Source organism: Micromonospora sp. NRRL B-16802, assembly GCF_001279555.1.
Classification (GTDB): Bacteria; Actinomycetota; Actinomycetes; order Mycobacteriales; family Micromonosporaceae; genus Micromonospora; species Micromonospora profundi.
This window is the reverse complement of the sequence record NZ_LGEB01000001.1, coordinates 140,144-157,096: the sequence shown is the minus strand read 5'-3', so window position 1 is coordinate 157,096 and position 16,953 is coordinate 140,144. Positions and strand designations below refer to the sequence as shown.

Genomic DNA, 16,953 nt, shown 5'->3' with positions numbered 1-16,953 from the left:
GGCCGCCAGGGCTCCGACACGACGGCCCCCGGGATCGGGCCACCCGGCAGGCACCGCCGTTCGGCGTCGATCCGGCTACCGTGACCGGGTGGGGACGTACGCCGCTGTGGTGCTCGCCGGTGGGGCTGCCCGCCGGATGGGCGGGGTGGACAAGACCGCGCTCCCGGTCGGTGGCCGGTCGATGCGCGACCGGGTGCTGGCGGCTGTCGCCGATGCCGCGCCGCTGGTGCTCGTCGGCCCGGCCGATGTGGTTCCGGCCGGAGTGCGGGTCACCAGGGAGGATCCGCCCGGCGGGGGGCCGGTCGCCGCGACGGCGGCAGGGCTGGCGTTGCTCGATCCCGGCACGGCAGTGGTCGCGCTGCTCGCCGCGGACCTGCCGTTGCTCACGAGGGCCGCGCTCGGCGCGTTGTTGGACCACCTCGACGGCAACGGAACCGCTCCGCCTGGCGAGGGCACTCCGCCGGACCGCATGAGCGCAGCCGGCGGCGAGCAACGGCCGGACGGGGTGTGCTTCGTCGACATGTCCGGCCGGCGGCAGTCGCTGTGCGGGGTGTGGCGGGTCGCCGCGTTGCGGGCCGCGCTGGCGCGGCTGACTGTCGAGCGGGACGGCGACCTGGCCGGTGCGTCCGTCCGGGCTCTGCTGGCCGGCCTTGTCGTGCGGGAGGTGCCATGGTCCGTCGACGGCCCGCCGCCCTGGTTCGACTGCGACACTGACGATGACGTCCGCCGGGCGAAGGAGTGGGTGCGATGACGGTGCTCGACGACTGGGTCACGGCGGCGTGCGCCGAGGTGGATCTGGACCCTACCCAGGTGCCGGTTCCGGCGGTTCTGGATCTTGCCCGCGACGTCGCCCACCAGGTGCTTCGACCGGGCGCGCCCGTCACCGCGTACCTGCTGGGGTTGGCGGTTGGTCGGGGCGCCGACCCGGCGGACGCCGCGGCCCGGCTCAGTGCGCTAGCGGCCAACTGGCCGGTCGCGCTGGGCGGCGACCCGGCCGACCCCATCGATCCCACCGCCCCGGCCGATCCCACAGTCTCCTGACCGCCGTTGTCCGATGCCGGTCCGGGTGGATTCGGCCTCCGGAGGGCGTGGGTAGGGTGTTCGGAACGGACGGAGGCGATCATGACGGCTGACCACCCCTCGGCGCCGGACGGTGAGCTGCCCAGCGGTACGACCGAGCACGGGGAGTCGATTCTGCTCGACGAACCCAGCACCACCGACCTGCGGGCCAAGGTGACCGAGGCGTGGCAGGAGTTCGCCCGGATGCTCGCCCTGCGGCTGCGGGAACTCCCCGTCGGCGCGCACCTGGAGTTGACTCTGGACCCCACGGCCTCCGGCACGGGTGACGCCGTCTACTCGATCAGCGTCGATGTGGCTGGCGGTGGCGGGCTCTCGGCTCGGGCGGTCGGCAACGCGGCACTGCCGCAGGGCTACCGGTTGGACCGCGCCGCCGTGGCCGACATGGTGGCGCTGGGCTGGTCGCCACCCGGGGTGGTGCCCGGGTCCGGCGGCTCGTTCGGGCTGGACGGCACGACGGCGGAGGCGGCCCGGATCGCCCCGCTGCTGTCCCGGACGCTGCGCGACGTCTACGGCGCTCCGCACCCGGCCTTCCTCGTCTACTTGGTGCACGACGCCGAGGGCGAGCCGTTGACAGTGGGGCCGCTGGGCACCGCGCGCAGCGAGTTCGGCCCGGACGCGGACGTCGAGGGCGACCTGGAAGAGGCGTTGGCCGAGGCGGCCGCCGCGCAGGTGGAGCGGGACGACGTGCTCGACCTGGCCGAGCGCGTACGCACAGTGGTGTCCACGATGCTGAAGTCCGAGCCCGACCGGTTGCAGATCGACTCGGACGGCGACATCAACATCCGTGCCGGTTCGGCGATGGTCTTCGTGCGGGTGCGCGACAACCCGCCGCTGGTGGACGTCTTCTCCCCGGTGCTCACCGAGGTCGAGCCCACCGAGCGGCTCTACGTGAAGCTGTCCGAGCTGACCAACCGGATGCCGATCGGTCGTCTCTACTGCGCCGATGACACGGTCTGGGCGTCCATCCCGGTGTTCGGCCGCAACTTCCAGGCCACCCACCTGATGCTGGCGGTGCAGGTGATGACAGGTCTCGCCGACGAGTTGGACGACCGGTTGCACGGCGAGTTCGGCGGCAAGCGGTTCTTCAGCGAGGGCGACAAGCCGGTGCGACGCGAGGACTCCGAGCACCGCACCGGCATGTACCTCTGAGCGGGTCAGGCCACGTCCAGCAGGGTCTTGCCGACTGTCGCGCGCGCCTCGATGGCGGCGTGCGCGTCAGCGGCGCGTTCCAGGGGAAAGCGCTGGCCGATGAGCGGCCGCAGCTGGCCGGCCGCCGCGCCCGCCAGCGCCTGATCGGTGTACGCCCGCATCCGTGCGGGCGGCGCGTCGTATCGGACCAGCGTGATCTGCCAGGCTGCGGCGTCCTCCACCGACACCGGCGACCACTCGCCGCTGGCCAACCCGAAACTGACCATCCGGCCACCCGGGTCCAGCAGCTCGAACGCCGTCCGGGCGGTCGGCCCGCCGACGCCGTCGAACACCACGTCGACTCCACCCACGGAGTGCCGGACCTGGTCGGCCCAGCCTGGCAGGCGGTAGTCAACCGCCAGGTCGGCACCGAGGCCGGGCAACAGGTCGACCTTGCGTGCGCCACCGGCCACACCGATCACCTGTGCGCCGGCGCTGGCCGCGAGCTGCACGAGCAGGCTGCCAACACCGCCCGCCGCCGCCTCCACAAGCACCCGGTCGCCGGGGCGGACGCCGGCAGCCTCGACCAGCAGGGTGGCGGTCCGTCCGTCGGCCAGCAGGGCAACCGCGTCGTCCAGCGCCAGCCCGGCCGGCACCTCGAAGGGCGCTGCCGCGTCCACCACCGCCCGTTCCGCGTACCCGCCGGAGCCGCCGGTGGCGCTGACGACCCGGCGCCCGGTCAGCGCCGGGTCGACGTCCGGCCCGACTGCGGCGATCACCCCGCCGACGCCGTTGCCGGGGATGAGCGGTGGGGTGACCTGGAACGGCCCGGGTCGACCGGAGCGTAGCTGCGTCTCGATGAAGGTGATGTTCGCGTGCGCGACGTCGATCAGCACCTGACCGGGGCCGGGCGTCGGGTCGGGTGCCGGGCCGGGCACCAGCACGTCGGGGCCGCCGAACTCACGTAACCAGATTGCCCGCATGAGATCCCCTCGATCGTTCCGCGCGTCGCCGCCCACTCGAAGGGGCAGTCCAGCACTTCAACGCGGGTTGAGGTCAATGTCAGCGGGTGGACGGGCCAACGCCGGGGGACTCGGCGAGTCGGGACAGCACGATGGTGCTGCGGGTGGACGTCACGAACGACTCGGCGCGGAGCCGTTCCAGAGCCGCCTCCAGGTGGGCGATGTCGGCGGCGCGCAGGTGCACGAGCGCGTCCGCCTCGCCGGAGACGGTGTAGGCGCCGACCACCTCCGGGTGTCGGCGTGCGGCGACGCCGATCTGCGCGGGGGTGGTCCGGCCGGCGCAGAACAGCTCGACGAAAGCCTCGGTGGTCCAGCCGACGGCAGCCGGGTCCACGACGGCGGTGAACCCTCTGATCACGCCGGTCGCGCGCAGCCGGTCCACCCGACGCTTGACCGCTGGGGCGGAGAGTGACACCCGGGTGCCGATGTCGGCGTACGACGCACGAGCGTCGGCAACGAGCAACGCAATGATCCGCTGGTCTACGGCGTCTATCTGCAACGTTCCGCCTCTGGGAAGCAATGGTTGTGGCTGTTACCAAAGTTCTACGGTACCTACTCTTGGTGACTGTGGACCAGCAGCGATTCCCGCGAAAGCGGACATATCTCATGTGCTCGCCGGAGCATTTCGCGGTCGAGTACGCGATCAATCCGTGGATGGACGTGACCGCCCCTGTCGACCGGGACCTGGCCGTCAAGCAGTGGGACCGGCTGCGCGAGACGCTCATCGGCCTCGGTCACGAGGTGCACGTGCTGACGGCCGAACCGGGCCTGCCCGACATGGTGTACGCCGCCAACGGCGCCTTCATGGTGGACGGCAGCGTCTACGGCGCGCGGTTCAAGCACGAGCAGCGGGCCGCCGAGGCCGCCGCCCACCACGCCTTCTACGAGTCGCAGGGCTGCCGGTTCATCGCGCCGAGCGAGACCAACGAGGGCGAGGGTGACTTCGCGTACGTGCCGGAGGCGCATGGCGGGCTCATCCTGGCCGGGCACGGCTTCCGGACCGAGATCGCGGCGCACGCGGAGGCGCAGGAGGCGCTGGGCCGCCCTGTGGTGTCGCTGCGGTTGATCGACCCTCGCTTTTATCACCTGGACGTGGCGCTCGCCGCCATCGACGACTCGAACGTCGTGTACTTCCCCGGCGCGTTCTCGGCGGCCAGCCAGCGGGTCCTCACCCAGCTCTTCCCGGACGCGGTGGTCGCTGACGGCGAGGATGCGCTGGCCTTCGGGCTGAACCTGGTGAGCGACGGCGCGAATGTCGTCCTCAACAGCGAAGCCACCCGGCTGGCCGGCAAGCTCAAGGCCGCCGGCTACACACCGGTCCCGGTCGAGTTGGCCGAGTTGAAGAAGGGCGGCGGCAGCGTGAAGTGCTGCATCGCCGAACTGCGGCACTGACCGTTCACCGCCGCGTACGGCAGGGGCCGGCCTCCCGTGCGGGAGGCCGGCCCCTGATCGTGCTCCGACGGGCGTTCAGCCCAGGGTGGCCAGCTCGTTGATCAGCACGTTCGAGGTGGCTTGACCGTCGCGCTGCACCTCCCGCAGGTACCACTTCTGCTGGGGGGTGCGTGGCTGGTTGAACTGCCAGATCCCGCGCGGGCTGTCGATCTGACCGATACGACCCAGGGCCAGGTTGACCTGCTGAGGTGACGGTGACCCGCCGTTCAGCTGGATGGCCTGGTCGAGCACCTGCGCCGCGTCGTACGACGCCATGGCGTAGGTGGTGGGCGTGAGCTGGTGCTTCTTCCGGTAGGCCGAGGCGAAGACCCGGTTCGACGTGTTGTTGAGGTCGGCCGAGTAGTTCAGGGCGGTCTGGATGCCCAGGGCGTCCTGGCCTAGGCTCTCCAGCACGTTGCCCTCGGTGAGGAAGCCTGGCGCGTAGACGGGCCCGGAGAACTGGTCGCGCAGTTGCTTGATGAACTCCACGGCGGCCGAGCCCGAGAAGAAGCAGAAGACCGCCGTCGGCTTCTTGGCCAACGCCTTCTCGATGTCCGCCACGTAGGTGGTCTTGTTGGGGCTGGTGGTGGGGTTGGTGTTTGTCACCGGGTCGGCGATGCGCCCGTCGGTGGCGCCGAACTCCTGCCGGAAGCCGCGCACCACGTCGGGGCTGCCCACGTTCTCCGGGACGATGATCGCCAACCGGCCGTTCGCCGGCAGTTGGTCGCGCAGGTAGCGGCCCAGGGCCCGGCCGGCCTCGTCAAGCACGTACGACGTGCGCCAGATGTAGACGACGCTCTGGAGGCTGCTCGGCGAGGCGTTCGAGCCGATGAGCGGGACGCGGGCCTCCTCCACTGTGTCGCGGATGCCGACCATCACCGACGAGCTGACCACCCCGGTGAGCGCCAGCACGTTCTGCTTGAGAAGTTGGTCGACGGCGGCCTTGCCGCTTTTGGCGGTCTCACCTTCGTCGGCGATCAGCAACTCCACCGGGTGCCCGCCCAGACGTTGGTCGTGCAGGTCGAGGAAGAGCTGGAAGCCGTTGGTGATGTCGTCGCCGATGGACTTGACGCCGCCGGACTTGGGTACGATCAGACCGATCTTGATCGGGCTTCGGTTGGTGGTCGGCTGGCTGTCGGTGTCGGAGCCGCACCCGGCGGCGAATCCGGTGGTACCGAGCGCGGCCAACAGTTGGAGCGCCCGCCTGCGATTCATCTGCGACACCGAGTTCCTTCCAAGGAGCGTTTCAGGGCAGAACACGCCCCTCCGGCGTTCTACCTGCTCAACGACGCTGCGTCAATGGTTAATGATCATCGTGCAGTGAGCGCAATGCATCGAGGACCCGGGACCAAGCCGCAGACTCCGGGTCGATCAGCCCGAAATGCTCGCATCCGGGCAGCTCAATAAGGGAAATATCGGACCCTGCGGCACGTGCCGCTGTGACAAAGTCCCGGCTCATCGCCACCGGAACCTGAAGATCCACAGACCCATGTATCACTACTGTGCGTGTTCGCGTGGGCACCAGCAATCGCGGGTCAGTCGCCGCGTACCGGTCCGGAACCTCCGCCGGACCGCCGCCCAGCAGCGCGGTCACCGCACCCGAATCCAGATCCCACCGATACGCCTCGACCAGGTCGGCCACCGGGGCCAGCGCGAGCACCGCGCGCACCGTCGACGGCGCGGTCGCTGCCGCGTACAGCGCCAGGTGACCACCGGCGGAATGACCGACCACGATCGGGGCGCCAGCGTCCACCCGGCCGGGCAGCGCCTCGGCGGCCAACTCCGGCAGCGCCGCGATCCCGGTCAGCGCGTCGGACAGCGTCCCCGGCCAACCGCCGCCCGGCTGACCGGTGCGCCGGTACTCCAGTTGGGCGACCGGATATCCGTCGGCGGCGAGCGCGGCGGCGAGCGGACCGGTGTGCCCCCTGTCGTACTCGGCCCGCCAGAAGCCGCCGTGCACCACGACGACCAGCGGCCGGGCCGGGCCATCCCCAGCCGGAAAGCGCAGGTCGGCCACCTGGTCCGGGTGATCGCCGTAGGCCACCGTCCGGTCCGGCGCGGGCGCGGGCCGGGTCAGCACGTCGCGTGGGTCGGCAGGCATGGCGCGACGGTAGCGCGTCATGCCCGGGTGGCGTGGCCCCGGGAGTTGGTCCCGGGCGGCATGGCTCGCGCGGGCTGGGTAAAGATGGACCCATGACCGAAGCGCACTCCGCTGGACAGAACGATGAGCCCGGCTCCGACGACTCCGGCCACTCCGGCACTGTGGTGGTGGTCGGCGCGGACGGGCGGCCGATCGGCACGGTGCAGACCGAGGAGGGGCAGGGTGAGGACCCGACCCGCCTGGTCGAACAGCCGGCCAAGGTGATGCGGATCGGCAGCATGATCAAGCAGTTGCTGGAGGAGGTCAAGGCGGCTCCCCTTGACGACGCCAGCAGGCACCGCATGCGCGAGATCCACGAGCGCTCGATCGTCGAGCTCAAGGAGGGCCTTGCCCCCGAGCTGCGCGACGAGCTGGAGCGGATCTCGCTGCCCTTCACGGAGGACAAGGCACCGAGCGAGGGCGAGCTGCGGATCGCGCACGCCCAGCTCGTCGGCTGGCTGGAGGGCCTGTTCCACGGCATCCAGGCGGCCCTTGTCGCCCAGCAGATGGCCGCTCGGGTGCAGCTGGAGCAGATGCGCGGCGGCCGGCAGGCGCTGCCCAGCGGCCCTGGCGGAGCCGGCGGGATGGTGCCCGGGATGCCAGGCATCGGTCAGCCGGCCGGCGGCGAGGGGCACAGCACCGGCCAGTACCTCTGATCGGCGCTCAGCCCACCCCGAAGATCTTCTCCAGGTACGCCGCCACGCCGTCCTCGGAGTTCGCCGACGTCACCTCGTCGGCGACCGCCAGGACGGCGCGGTGCGCGTTTGCCACCGCCACGCCGCGCCCGGCCCAGGTCAACATGGGTACGTCGTTGGGCATGTCACCGAAGGCAACGACGTCCGCCGCGGCAATGCCGAGCCGGTCGCAGTACCAGTCGAGCCCTGCCGCCTTTGTCACTCCGGCCGCGGAGATCTCCACCAGCCCGGACGACGACGAGTGCGTCGCCTCGGCGAGCCCCGCCACCGCCGTGGCGATCAGCGCGGCGAACGCGTCCGGGTCCTGCTCGCCGGCCCGGGCAAGCAGCTTCACCGCCGGCAGGGAGAGCAGCTCTTCCGGCGTCGCGATCGGCCGGATGACGTCGACGTCGGCATCCCAGCGCAGCGGGTAGTGCGTCTCGTGACGCATCTCCCGGCTGTCCAGGATCTCCACGGCGAAGCTGATGCCGGGCACCTCGGCGCGTAGCCGTTCGGCCACCTCGGCGAGGTGCTGCGGAGCGAGCGGGTCGGCCCGCAGCACCTCGTCGCGTACCGGGTCGTAGACCACGGCGCCGTTTGCGCACACCGCCGGCAGCGGCTCGGCCAGCTGCTCGTACACCATTTTGAGCCAGCGGACCGGACGGCCGGTGACCAGAACGACCGGCGTGCCCTGCGCGACGAGCCGGGCGAGCACGCCGGCGGTGCGGGCGCTGACCGTGTGGTCGTCGCGGATCAGCGTGCCGTCAATGTCGGTGGCGACGAGTCGAGGGGTCTCTCCCATCACCGGGACAGTAGTCGGTCCAGGTAGACGGCCACCCCGTCGTCGTCGTTGCGCAGGGTCACCTCGTCGGCTATGGCGCGCACCGTCGGGTGCGCGTTGGCAACGGCCACCCGGGACCAGCCGGCCCACTCGAACATCGGCAGGTCGTTGGGCATGTCACCGAAGACCAGCACGTCACCCGGGTCGACACCGAGGGTCTGTGCGACAGCCGTCAGCCCGGACGCCTTGTCCACGCCGGGCGGGCAGATCTCGATGAAGCCGAGCCCGGCCTGGGTGAGCGTGGCGATGTGCGGCGGGATGACCTGGCGGGCCACCGCCAGCAGCTCATCCACGTGGTGGTCGGCGGTGCGCGCGAACGCCTTGATCACGTCACCGGAGAGGCACTCCGCACGGCTGCGCGCCTCGAACCGGTCCTGGTAGGGCCAGCTCGCGTGGTAGTCACCCCACAGCGGGGCGTCGTGCTCATCGGACGCCTCGACCATGACGGTCAGCGGGCCGGCCGCCGCCTCCAGGTCGGCGAGCAACTGGGCGAGCACCTCGCCGGCCAGCCGCTCGTCGCGGAGCACCACCGGGCCGGTCGGGTCGCTCTGGTCGACGACCCGACCGCCACCGGCCATCACCAGGAAGTCGGCGGCCCGGATGTCGTTGCGGGTCAGTTCGGTCAATCGGGGGCCGCGTCCGGTGGCGGCCACTACCGGAATCCCGGCGGCCCGCACCCTGTCCAGCACCCCATGGGTGTACGCGGAGACGGTCTCGTCGCTGCGTACCAGCGTTCCGTCGAGGTCGGTGGCGATCAACTTGGGCAGTCCCGGGCGGGTCATGGTTCCTCCTTCGCCCGCCGCCGTCGCAGCCTGCCGTGCGGTCCCGGATCGAACCCGGCGTGACGGCGGGCAGCAACCGTACCTCGCGTGAGCGGTCGCAACCACGGCTTCCAGGCGAATCGGTAACCAACGGGCGGCCTACCGTCGGTGTCGCCGAAACGGCAGGTCAGGCGGGTGCGCTCACTGACCCGTCGGGGCCAGGGGCGCGCAACTCAGGCCGGAGGTTGGGGATGCGTGAACGGTGCCGCCGACGTGACGGTCAGGTCGGCCGGCGCGGGCAGGCCGTCCTCCGGGGTCGAGGTCCGGTCCCGGCGGCGGCGCCAACCGCGCTCCGGTGCCCCGTCGTCGGGGTGGTCGTCGGCAGTCGGCCCCGCCTGCACCTGCTCGGGAGCGCTCGGGGCCAGCCGCAGGGCCGCCCCGAGCAGCACGCAGGCGACGAACGCCATCACCAGACCGCGGCCGTACTCGACCCGGAAACCGTCCTGCGGTGCGTAGAAGTAGGTCCGCTGACCGCTGTCGTTCAGCGTCGCCGTCGCGGCGATCAGCAGCGCCAGCAGGGCTCCGGCGAGGGCGAGCCCCATCAGCCGGGCATTCTGCCGGACTGCCGTGGTGCCCCGCAGCGCCAACGCGACGGTGCAGACCAGGCCGAGAAGACCCACCAGGTAGCCGACCCCGAAACCGCCAATGTCGGACACACCGGCCGGAACGTCGATGGTGCTGGTCCCGACCGGCCCGCTGTTGGGCAGGGTCATCACCAGCCACTCGCCGATCAGCGAAGCGACCCCGGCGACCGCGCCGAGCCCGGCGAGCAACAGGGGCAGCCGGGGATCGCGGGTGAAGCCGGTGAGCGACAAGCCGAAGCGTCGACGCTCGTTGGGCTCGTCGTCGCCACCCCACTCGATCACGCTCGGTCCGTCGGACGGGTCGCCCTGGCGGGGGATCGGCAGCTCATCGGACATCGGCCATCCTTCCGCCGGTCACGGGCCTGCGTCGAATCATGGCACAGAGCGAGTGGCTGGTCGCGTTGGCGAAGTCGCCCACGCCGAACCGCGATCAGGTGACAGGGATCGCAGGGCGGGCGTCGGTGCCGGTCGGTCGCTCGGAGGTCACCTTTCCGCTAGCGTTCTCCTCATGCCAATCCGTACCGCTTCCGCACAATGGCAGGGCAATCTCACCGAGGGTTCCGGCACGGTCCGCACCGGTAAGGGCGGCCTGTCCGGCAACTACTCCTTCAAGTCACGCTTCGAGGAGGGCGAGGGCACCAACCCCGAGGAGTTGATCGCCGCGGCGCACGCTGGCTGCTTCTCGATGGCGTTCTCGAAGGGCCTCGCCGACGCCGGCTCGACGCCCACCTCCGTCGAGACCACCGCCAAGGTCCACCTGGACAAGACCGACGCCGGGATGACCGTGACCCGGATCGACCTGGAGACCGTCGGCCAGGTGCCCGGGATCGACGAGGCGGAGTTCCAGAAGCTCGCCGAGGCCGCCAAGGCGAACTGCCCGATCTCCCGCCTGCTCTCGCCGGGTGCCGAGATCACCCTCACCGCTCGCCTGGCCTCCTGAGGCGACGGACCCCTACCCCGTACGTTCACGGAGGGAGCCTCCGCCCGACCGGGCGGCCGCTCCCTCCGCGAGCGCGCGGGCATCGCGCCTTCTCCGCCGGCCCTCGATCAGGTCCTGCGGCGTGACCGGGCCGATCGGCCGGACGTCGGGCACAATGGTGGCGTGCCGGTGGAGATGACCCGCGAGCGTTTCGAAGAGTTGGTCGGTGACGCCCTCGACGAGGTGCCCGGGGAACTGCTCGGCCTCATGAACAACGTCGTGATCCTGGTCGAGGACGACCCGCCGCCCACCGAGCCCGACCTGCTCGGCCTCTACGAAGGGCACGCGCTCACCGACCGGGGCTGGGACTACGCCGGCGTGCTGCCGGACCGGATCTTCATCTACCGCCGCCCGATCCTGCGGATCTGCGACAGCGACGAGGACGTCGTCGACGAGGTGGCCGTCACGGTGGTCCACGAGATCGCCCACCACTTCGGCATCGACGACGCACGACTGCACGCGCTGGGCTGGGGCTGACCCCGCGCCACCTCCCGGCAGCGGCACGCCGCTCGGCTGATGGTCCGTGCTTGCTGGAGTCGCCTACCGTCGGTGCAGCAACCGCGACCTTTTCAGGAGGCACCTTTCATGCGCAGCGAGCTGTTCTCCGCCGAGAACCTCGAGAAGGAGTCCGCGCAGCCCGGCATGCGGCTGCAGAACTCCAAGATGTTGAAGATCGAGCTCAACGGTGAGGCGATGGCCCGGGTCGGGTCCATGGTCGCCTACCAGGGAAACGTGCAGTTCCAGGCGTTGGGCTCGGGCGGGCTCGGCAAGTTCCTCAAGCAGAAGCTCACCGGCGAGGGCGTACCGCTGATGAAGGTCACCGGCCAGGGTGACGTCTTCCTTGCCGAGTTGGCCAAGGACGTGCACATCATCGACCTGGAGCCGGGCGACGCGCTCTCCATCAACGGCTCCAGCGTGCTCGCCTTCGACTCGACCCTCCAGTACGACATCAGGATGGTCGGCGGCGCCGGCATGACCTCCTCGTCGGGCCTGTTCAACTGCGTCTTCAGCGGCTACGGCCGGATCGCCATCACCACCAAGGGCACCCCTGTGGTGCTCAACGTGGACGCCCCGACGTACGTCGACCCGCAGGCCGCGGTCTGCTGGTCGGCTAACCTCCAGACCGGCTACCACCGCGCCGAGCAGCTCGGTCTCGGCACACTGCTGGGCCGGCGCACCGGTGAGGCGTACACGATGAGCTTCGCCGGGCACGGCTTCGTGGTGGTGCAGCCGTCCGAGGAACCGCCGGTCAGGGGCAGCGGCGAGCAGCAGCAGGAGGGCGGCCTGCTCGGCGGCCTGCTGAGCTGACCCGTTCGGTTGGCTGGGCGGGCGCGTCAGTCGTGCGGGGTCGCCCAGCCCGGCCCACCAACCGGCCCAGCCGGGGTCAGGTCAGCTCGCCGGTGCGCAGTCGGGCCAGCCAGGCCGCCGCGTCGGCGTAGTCGACGTCGGAGAGACCGGCCGGCGCCGGTACGGGTCGTTCGCCGGCTGTCTCGGCCCAGCGGTGCCGGGGATAGGAGCCCAGGAAGCGGACGTCGGCGCAGACCCGGTGCAGCCCCTGCAACGCCTCGCCCAGCCGTACGTCGGCCACGTGCCCTGTGCAGTCCAGGAAGAAGACGTACCGGCCCAGGGCCTCGCCGGTCGGCCGGGACTCGATGCGGGTCATGTTGACCCCACGGACGGCCAACTCCATCAGCACGATCAGCAGCGCACCGACCCGGTCGTGGGCGATGTAGACCGCGAGCGAGGTGAGGTCGTCACCGGTCGGCGGCGGGGGTGGGCCGGGGCGGGAGGCCAGCACGAACCGGGTCACCGCGTCGGGGTGGTCGGCGATCTTGTCGGCGAGCAGCGCGAGCCGGTGCCGGGTCGCCCCGATCGGCGCGCAGATCGCCGCGTCGAACTCACCCGAGCCGGCGCCTGCGGCGGCCGCGCCGTTGGAGAGCACGTCGACCACCACCGCGTCGGGCAGGTGGTCGCGTAGCCAGCCGCGACACTGGGTGGACGCCTGCGGGTGTGCCGCGATCGTGCGGATCGACGAAAGCGACGTCCCAGGCCGGGCGGCGAGCACGAACTCCACAGGCAGGATCACCTCGCGTGTGATCACCAGCGGGTCGCCCTCGATCATCTCGTCGAAGGTGATGCCGACCGCCCCGCCAATCGAATTCTCCAGCGGCACCAGCGCGGCATCGGCGTCCCCCGCCCGGACGCTGTCCAGCGCTTCCCCGACACTGCGGGCGGGCGTACGGCTGCCGTGTTCGGCGGCGGGAATCGTGCGCAGGGCCTGTTCGGCGAAGGTGCCCTCCGGGCCGAGGTAGACGAAGCGCGTGGGCGGTGTTCCGGGCATGCCGACCAGCCTACGCACCCGATCCGGGCGGTGTGCCGGCGTCGCAGGCGAGGGTGCGGATCCCGACCGGCCCGGTGGCCCGGACCTCGGCGGTGCACACGTCGGTGCCGGCGGTGACCAGCTCGGGGGCGGTGGGTCGGCCCCGGGTGACGACCTGGAGCTCCTCGTGCCCGGTCACGGTGACCACGGTGTACTGCCAGTCGGCGGCGCAGAGCGGCCCGCTGCGGACCTTTACCTGCACGTTGTTCGGGAGGACTCCGGTCCGGCCGCGCAGCAGCCGGAGAACCTGGTGACCGGTGGGCCCGTTCCGGCAGGCGATGGCGACCAGGCCGGCATCGGGCGTGGCCGACGGGGTGCCGACCGGAGGAGCAGTGGGCACGGCGGTGGGCGATGCCGTCGGGCTGCCGGTAGGCCCTGGCGCGGTGGGCGTGCCGGTGACCGTGGGCACGCTGGATGGCTGCCGCAGTTCAGGTGGGGCTCCGCAGCCGGTCAGCGCCACGATCGTGAAGAGCGCCAGCAGGATCCGGGTCGTGGGCAGCGTACGGACCGTCGCCTGCGGTGGGGGAGACGGGCGGCGCAACGGGGTGAACGGCACAGGCCGATCCTCGGGGAAGGTCGTGGCGGCCGGGGGGTGGCCGAGCCCATCGTAGGGCGAGCGGCCGGCCTGGTGAAGCTCAGCCGAGTACGCGGTGCCCGGCGCGCTCCAGGGCCGCCGTGCCTTCGGCCAGGCGGACGATCGGCACCAGCAGGTAGTCGGTGTCAAAGGTGGAGAAGGTGACCACGTTGACCCGGGCGTCGGTGAGCGGCGCGACGAGAGCCGCAAGCGTTCCCGTGGCGGCCACGCCGTCCGGGCCGGCGACCTTGAGGCAGCGCCAGGAGGTCTCCATCACGGCCTGTGCCGGGGCTCGGGTGGTCGGGCAGATCACCGATATCCCGTCGGTGGTCCAGCTCACAGTTACCACCTCGGCGGGGTCCAGTTCGCTCGACAGCGCGTACGGCAGGGCGGCGCCGGGGGCCAACCGGCACACGGCGTACTCCCCCGGCAGCAGAGCGATATCGAGCATGAAGGCACCTTACGGTGTCGGTGTGGGCCGCCGCCGGCATCGCCGCGTGCGGTGAACGCCACATCCGCCGCAGGTCAGACCTCGGAGAAGAAGGTGAGGGAGCCTGCCACTGTGCCGTCGGCGTGCACCGGGGTGGAGATCGCATCGACGGTCGCGTCGGAGCTGCCCGCCGCCGCGCCCTGCACCCGCAGCAGACCTCGGGCGAGGCGGCCGGAGGAGAGTGCCAGCAGAGGCGGGATCTTGTCGATCTCGGCCTCGGTCAGCTCGCCCCGGTTGGCGGTGAAGTCCAGCAGGCGTAGCCCGCCGTCGAGCAGTGGCCGCCCGATCAGGCCGGCCGGCTCGCCCAGGCAGAGCAGCTCGCAGCCGGCCGTGGAGATGGCGACCACCCGGGTGTCGGCGTCGATCAGCAGGCACGGCTCGTCGGCCCGGCAGACCGTCGAGGACCACTGGCCGAAGTTGTCGGACTCCGGCTCTGTGGAGGCTCGCGCCGCCGGCACGAACACTTCCGAGAGCGAAAGTTCGACGTGGGCCACCGAGCCTCCTATGTACACCGACGGACTGTCCACGCTAGCCGGTCTCCGACGGGACCACCGAGCGCACCGGGTCACCGGACCGCACGGTCGGAACCGGGCGGTCGGTGACGGCGCGGGAACCGGTGGGGGGTGGGAACCGGGGCCGCGTGGCGTCGTCGGTGACGTTACCGGTGGTGGGCCGGCTTGTCAGCGGCCGTTCGGCCCTCGTCGTACCACCGGTAGTCGGCCGCTGGACGGTACGTGCCCTTCAGCCAGGTGCTCGGATGCTGCGCCACCCGGGACAGCTTCTCGGCAGTGGCGGGGCTGATCCGGCTGCCACCTGCCACGAGGAGCCGGTCGAGCTCCCGGTGGGTCGCCATCAGACAGTCCTTCGGCAGGCCGTAGACGCTGATCACGCCGGAGCCCACGAAGGTCAGCACCGGCGACACCGGAATCGTCAGCCCCACAGCGTCGCTGAGGGCCTTGCTGGCCCGCTTGGCGTCCCGACGGGCCTCGGCCACGTACGGCGGCCGCTTGCCGTTGATCTGCACCACGTCACCGGCGACGAGCACCCGGGCGCGACCGTGGTCGGCGATTGTCACCGCGAACAGGCCGCTCGGCCCGATGGCGAGGAACCCGGCGCGGTCGTCCCGAGCGCGGTCGAGCAGGGCGTCCGCCACATCCGTGCGGGGCCACTCGATGACGTGCCAGGCCGGCCCGAGATGGTCGAGCTGACCGAGTGCCCGTGCTCCGGCCGCCTCCAGCCGACGGGCGCCCCGCTCGGCACGCCGGCGGCGCGCCCATTCGAGAGGTGTCGGACGGATCGGCTCGAGAACCCCCGGCGACTCGACGCGGGGGTGGGGCACCGCGGCGGGCGGCAGTGCCCGGCCAGTCGGTACGGCTCGTCGTGCGGGAAAGACAGTCATCGCGACCTCCGGCAAAAGGTCCCTCGAAGTTATGTCCTCACTACCCTACGTTGCCACTCCCGGTGTTCGGCAAGCCGGAACGCCGGAGTGACTGTGGATGAATGCCATATTCATCCACAGTTCTTTTGTCGGATGCCGCTAAACCCTGCCCTACGCTGCGGGGGTGACCCACTACGTCGACAGCGAAGTCGGCCGGCTCGGCACCGTGCTCCTGCACCGGCCCGGCCCGGAACTGGCCCGGCTCACCCCCCGCAACAACGACTCCCTCCTGTTCGACGCGATCCCCTGGGTGGGCCGCGCCCAGGAGGAGCACGACGCGTTCGCCGCCGCGCTGCGCGAGCGCGGTGTCGAGGTGCTCTACCTGGCAACCCTGCTGGCCGAGACGCTCGCCGTCGCCGACGCCCGGGCCGAACTCACCGAGCACGTGCTGCGCTCCCCCCGGCTCGGCGACACCCTGCGCGCCCGGGTCGCCGACCACCTCGCCTACCTGGACCCGGTCGCGCTGGCCGACGTGCTCACCGCCGGGCTCGCCCACGAGGAACTGCGGATCAGCCCGGAGCGGCCGGGCGGGTTGGTCTACACCTTGATGGACCGTCACGATTTTGTGATCGATCCGCTGCCGAACCTGCTGTTCACCCGGGACTCGTCGCTGTGGATCGGCGACCGGGTCGGTGTCACCAGCCTGGCCATGCCGGCCCGCCGCAGGGAAACCACACTCACCGACGCCATCTACCGCCACCATCCACGCTTCGCCGGCACCGAGTTCGTCTACCGCCCCCACCTGGAGCACCTGGAGGGCGGGGACGTGCTGCTGCTCGCCCCCGGCGTGCTGGCGGTCGGGGTGGGCGAGCGCACCACACCGGCCGGCGCGGAACGTCTGGGCCGGCAGGTCTTCGCCGCCGGGCTGGCCCACACCATCCTCGTGGTGCCGATCGCCCAGGAACGCGCCACCATGCACCTGGACACCGTCTGCACGATGGTCGACGCCGACGCCGTGCTCATGTATCCCAACATCGCCAGCACCCTCTCGGCGTACACCGTGATCGCCGGCGCCGACGGCGAGGACCCGCGGGTCGACGGCCCCGCGCCCTTCCTGCGGGCCGCCGCCGACGCGATGGACCTCGACCAGCTCCGGGTCATCGACACCGGGCTGGACCCGGTCACCGCGGAACGCGAGCAGTGGGACGACGGCAACAACACACTCGCCCTGGCGCCCCGGCTCTGCGTCGGCTACGAACGCAACACCGCGACAAACGCGCAGTTGGAGCGGGCCGGCATCGAGGTCATCCCGATCGCCGGCTCCGAGCTCGGCTCCGGCCGGGGCGGCCCCCGCTGCATGTCCTGCCCGATAGTCCGCGACTCGCTGAAGGAAGGGCCCCCTACTAACGCCTGATGCATAACAAGGGGCCC

Annotated in this window: 21 protein-coding genes; 9 read left to right on the top strand and 12 right to left on the bottom strand. The window is 71.3% G+C overall.

Going from position 1 to position 16,953, the window contains the following annotated elements; translation table 11 throughout:
• The first annotated feature begins 88 nt into the window (after positions 1-88).
• The 3 genes from ADK66_RS00775 (at position 89) to ADK66_RS00765 (ending at position 2,229) form a co-directional block, all read left to right on the top strand.
• The gene (locus ADK66_RS00775) at positions 89-751 is read left to right on the top strand and encodes a molybdenum cofactor guanylyltransferase (RefSeq protein WP_082377099.1); all 663 of its coding nucleotides are present in this window, start codon (positions 89-91) and stop codon (positions 749-751) included.
• Positions 748-1,041 carry a DUF6457 domain-containing protein gene (locus ADK66_RS00770; protein ID WP_053652316.1) on the top strand — a complete coding sequence of 98 codons (294 nt, stop codon included), beginning with the start codon at positions 748-750 and terminating at the stop codon, positions 1,039-1,041. Before ADK66_RS00775 ends, ADK66_RS00770 begins: the two co-directional genes overlap by 4 nt.
• A gap of 81 nt (positions 1,042-1,122) precedes the next feature.
• Positions 1,123-2,229, top strand: a complete 1,107-nt coding sequence (locus ADK66_RS00765; protein WP_053651594.1) for a hypothetical protein — start codon at positions 1,123-1,125, stop codon at positions 2,227-2,229.
• A gap of 5 nt (positions 2,230-2,234) precedes the next feature.
• Here ADK66_RS00765 and ADK66_RS00760 read toward each other — a convergent pair whose 3' ends face one another.
• Both ADK66_RS00760 and ADK66_RS00755 read right to left on the bottom strand, forming a co-directional pair.
• On the bottom strand, positions 2,235-3,191 hold the full coding sequence (locus ADK66_RS00760) for a zinc-binding dehydrogenase (RefSeq protein WP_053651592.1): 957 nt from the start codon (positions 3,189-3,191) through the stop codon (positions 2,235-2,237).
• A 79-nt stretch (positions 3,192-3,270) separates the two neighbouring features.
• Positions 3,271-3,729, bottom strand: a complete 459-nt coding sequence (locus ADK66_RS00755; RefSeq protein ID WP_053651590.1) for an Lrp/AsnC family transcriptional regulator — start codon at positions 3,727-3,729, stop codon at positions 3,271-3,273.
• A gap of 59 nt (positions 3,730-3,788) precedes the next feature.
• Between ADK66_RS00755 and ddaH the strand changes: the two genes are divergently transcribed.
• Positions 3,789-4,622: a dimethylargininase gene (gene ddaH, locus ADK66_RS00750; protein ID WP_334550341.1), complete on the top strand. Its 834-nt coding sequence runs from the start codon at positions 3,789-3,791 to the stop codon at positions 4,620-4,622.
• Positions 4,623-4,697: 75 nt separating this feature from the next.
• Here the strand turns inward: ddaH and ADK66_RS00745 are convergent, their stop codons facing one another.
• Positions 4,698-5,885 carry an ABC transporter substrate-binding protein gene (locus ADK66_RS00745; RefSeq protein WP_053651587.1) on the bottom strand — a complete coding sequence of 396 codons (1,188 nt, stop codon included), beginning with the start codon at positions 5,883-5,885 and terminating at the stop codon, positions 4,698-4,700.
• A gap of 79 nt (positions 5,886-5,964) precedes the next feature.
• Positions 5,965-6,762 carry a S9 family peptidase gene (locus ADK66_RS00740; RefSeq protein ID WP_053651585.1) on the bottom strand — a complete coding sequence of 266 codons (798 nt, stop codon included), beginning with the start codon at positions 6,760-6,762 and terminating at the stop codon, positions 5,965-5,967.
• Positions 6,763-6,854: 92 nt separating this feature from the next.
• Between ADK66_RS00740 and ADK66_RS00735 the strand changes: the two genes are divergently transcribed.
• Positions 6,855-7,457 carry a bacterial proteasome activator family protein gene (locus ADK66_RS00735; protein WP_053651583.1) on the top strand — a complete coding sequence of 201 codons (603 nt, stop codon included), beginning with the start codon at positions 6,855-6,857 and terminating at the stop codon, positions 7,455-7,457.
• A gap of 7 nt (positions 7,458-7,464) precedes the next feature.
• On the opposite strand, the gene ADK66_RS00730 is transcribed toward ADK66_RS00735, so the two are convergent.
• From ADK66_RS00730 to ADK66_RS00720, 3 genes are all read right to left on the bottom strand, one after another.
• Positions 7,465-8,277, bottom strand: coding sequence for an HAD family hydrolase (locus tag ADK66_RS00730; RefSeq protein ID WP_053651581.1), 813 nt, complete (start codon positions 8,275-8,277; stop codon positions 7,465-7,467).
• Entirely contained in the window at positions 8,277-9,098 is an 822-nt protein-coding gene (locus ADK66_RS00725) for an HAD family hydrolase (RefSeq protein ID WP_053651580.1), read from the bottom strand. The genes ADK66_RS00730 and ADK66_RS00725 overlap by 1 nt, the downstream gene beginning before the upstream one ends.
• Before the next feature lie 212 nt (positions 9,099-9,310).
• Positions 9,311-10,057 (bottom strand): hypothetical protein, encoded by a 747-nt coding sequence (locus tag ADK66_RS00720; RefSeq protein ID WP_053651577.1) that lies wholly within the window; start codon positions 10,055-10,057, stop codon positions 9,311-9,313.
• Between the two features lie 172 nt (positions 10,058-10,229).
• Between ADK66_RS00720 and ADK66_RS00715 the strand changes: the two genes are divergently transcribed.
• The 3 genes from ADK66_RS00715 to ADK66_RS00705 all read left to right on the top strand — a co-directional run bounded on the left by ADK66_RS00715 (position 10,230) and on the right by ADK66_RS00705 (position 12,008).
• Positions 10,230-10,661 carry an OsmC family protein gene (locus ADK66_RS00715; protein ID WP_053651575.1) on the top strand — a complete coding sequence of 144 codons (432 nt, stop codon included), beginning with the start codon at positions 10,230-10,232 and terminating at the stop codon, positions 10,659-10,661.
• 168 nt (positions 10,662-10,829) lie between these two features.
• Positions 10,830-11,177, top strand: a complete 348-nt coding sequence (locus tag ADK66_RS00710; protein ID WP_197281399.1) for a metallopeptidase family protein — start codon at positions 10,830-10,832, stop codon at positions 11,175-11,177.
• 108 nt (positions 11,178-11,285) lie between these two features.
• Positions 11,286-12,008, top strand: coding sequence for an AIM24 family protein (locus ADK66_RS00705; RefSeq protein ID WP_053651572.1), 723 nt, complete (start codon positions 11,286-11,288; stop codon positions 12,006-12,008).
• 76 nt (positions 12,009-12,084) lie between these two features.
• Here ADK66_RS00705 and pheA read toward each other — a convergent pair whose 3' ends face one another.
• From pheA to ADK66_RS00680, 5 genes are all read right to left on the bottom strand, one after another.
• The gene (gene pheA, locus ADK66_RS00700; protein WP_053652314.1) at positions 12,085-13,041 is read right to left on the bottom strand and encodes a prephenate dehydratase; all 957 of its coding nucleotides are present in this window, start codon (positions 13,039-13,041) and stop codon (positions 12,085-12,087) included.
• A gap of 10 nt (positions 13,042-13,051) precedes the next feature.
• A complete protein-coding gene (locus ADK66_RS00695) occupies positions 13,052-13,636 on the bottom strand; it encodes a hypothetical protein (RefSeq protein WP_312877400.1) in 585 nt (194 codons plus the stop codon).
• 79 nt (positions 13,637-13,715) lie between these two features.
• Positions 13,716-14,105 (bottom strand): ACT domain-containing protein, encoded by a 390-nt coding sequence (locus tag ADK66_RS00690; RefSeq protein ID WP_053651571.1) that lies wholly within the window; start codon positions 14,103-14,105, stop codon positions 13,716-13,718.
• Between the two features lie 74 nt (positions 14,106-14,179).
• The gene (locus ADK66_RS00685; protein ID WP_053651568.1) at positions 14,180-14,638 is read right to left on the bottom strand and encodes a hypothetical protein; all 459 of its coding nucleotides are present in this window, start codon (positions 14,636-14,638) and stop codon (positions 14,180-14,182) included.
• A gap of 164 nt (positions 14,639-14,802) precedes the next feature.
• Positions 14,803-15,543 (bottom strand): hypothetical protein, encoded by a 741-nt coding sequence (locus ADK66_RS00680; RefSeq protein ID WP_053651566.1) that lies wholly within the window; start codon positions 15,541-15,543, stop codon positions 14,803-14,805.
• Between the two features lie 163 nt (positions 15,544-15,706).
• Here ADK66_RS00680 and ADK66_RS00675 point away from each other — a divergent pair, with 163 nt between their 5' ends.
• A complete protein-coding gene (locus ADK66_RS00675; protein WP_053651564.1) occupies positions 15,707-16,936 on the top strand; it encodes an arginine deiminase in 1,230 nt (409 codons plus the stop codon).
• Positions 16,937-16,953: the final 17 nt, after the last annotated feature.

What these genes read in the sequence shown, in the direction of transcription:
- ADK66_RS00730 (WP_053651581.1), bottom strand. Translation starts at nt 8,277, where the DNA reads ATGGGAGAGACCCCTCGACTCGTCGCCACCGACATTGACGGCACGCTG.
- ADK66_RS00725 (WP_053651580.1), bottom strand. Translation starts at nt 9,098, where the DNA reads ATGACCCGCCCGGGACTGCCCAAGTTGATCGCCACCGACCTCGACGGA.
- ADK66_RS00740 (WP_053651585.1), bottom strand. Translation starts at nt 6,762, where the DNA reads ATGCCTGCCGACCCACGCGACGTGCTGACCCGGCCCGCGCCCGCGCCG.
- ADK66_RS00735 (WP_053651583.1), top strand. Translation starts at nt 6,855, where the DNA reads ATGACCGAAGCGCACTCCGCTGGACAGAACGATGAGCCCGGCTCCGAC.
- ADK66_RS00720 (WP_053651577.1), bottom strand. Translation starts at nt 10,057, where the DNA reads ATGTCCGATGAGCTGCCGATCCCCCGCCAGGGCGACCCGTCCGACGGA.
- ADK66_RS00705 (WP_053651572.1), top strand. Translation starts at nt 11,286, where the DNA reads ATGCGCAGCGAGCTGTTCTCCGCCGAGAACCTCGAGAAGGAGTCCGCG.
- ADK66_RS00680 (WP_053651566.1), bottom strand. Translation starts at nt 15,543, where the DNA reads ATGACTGTCTTTCCCGCACGACGAGCCGTACCGACTGGCCGGGCACTG.
- ADK66_RS00715 (WP_053651575.1), top strand. Translation starts at nt 10,230, where the DNA reads ATGCCAATCCGTACCGCTTCCGCACAATGGCAGGGCAATCTCACCGAG.
- ADK66_RS00760 (WP_053651592.1), bottom strand. Translation starts at nt 3,191, where the DNA reads ATGCGGGCAATCTGGTTACGTGAGTTCGGCGGCCCCGACGTGCTGGTG.
- ADK66_RS00690 (WP_053651571.1), bottom strand. Translation starts at nt 14,105, where the DNA reads ATGCTCGATATCGCTCTGCTGCCGGGGGAGTACGCCGTGTGCCGGTTG.
- ADK66_RS00765 (WP_053651594.1), top strand. Translation starts at nt 1,123, where the DNA reads ATGACGGCTGACCACCCCTCGGCGCCGGACGGTGAGCTGCCCAGCGGT.
- pheA (WP_053652314.1), bottom strand. Translation starts at nt 13,041, where the DNA reads ATGCCCGGAACACCGCCCACGCGCTTCGTCTACCTCGGCCCGGAGGGC.
- ADK66_RS00770 (WP_053652316.1), top strand. Translation starts at nt 748, where the DNA reads ATGACGGTGCTCGACGACTGGGTCACGGCGGCGTGCGCCGAGGTGGAT.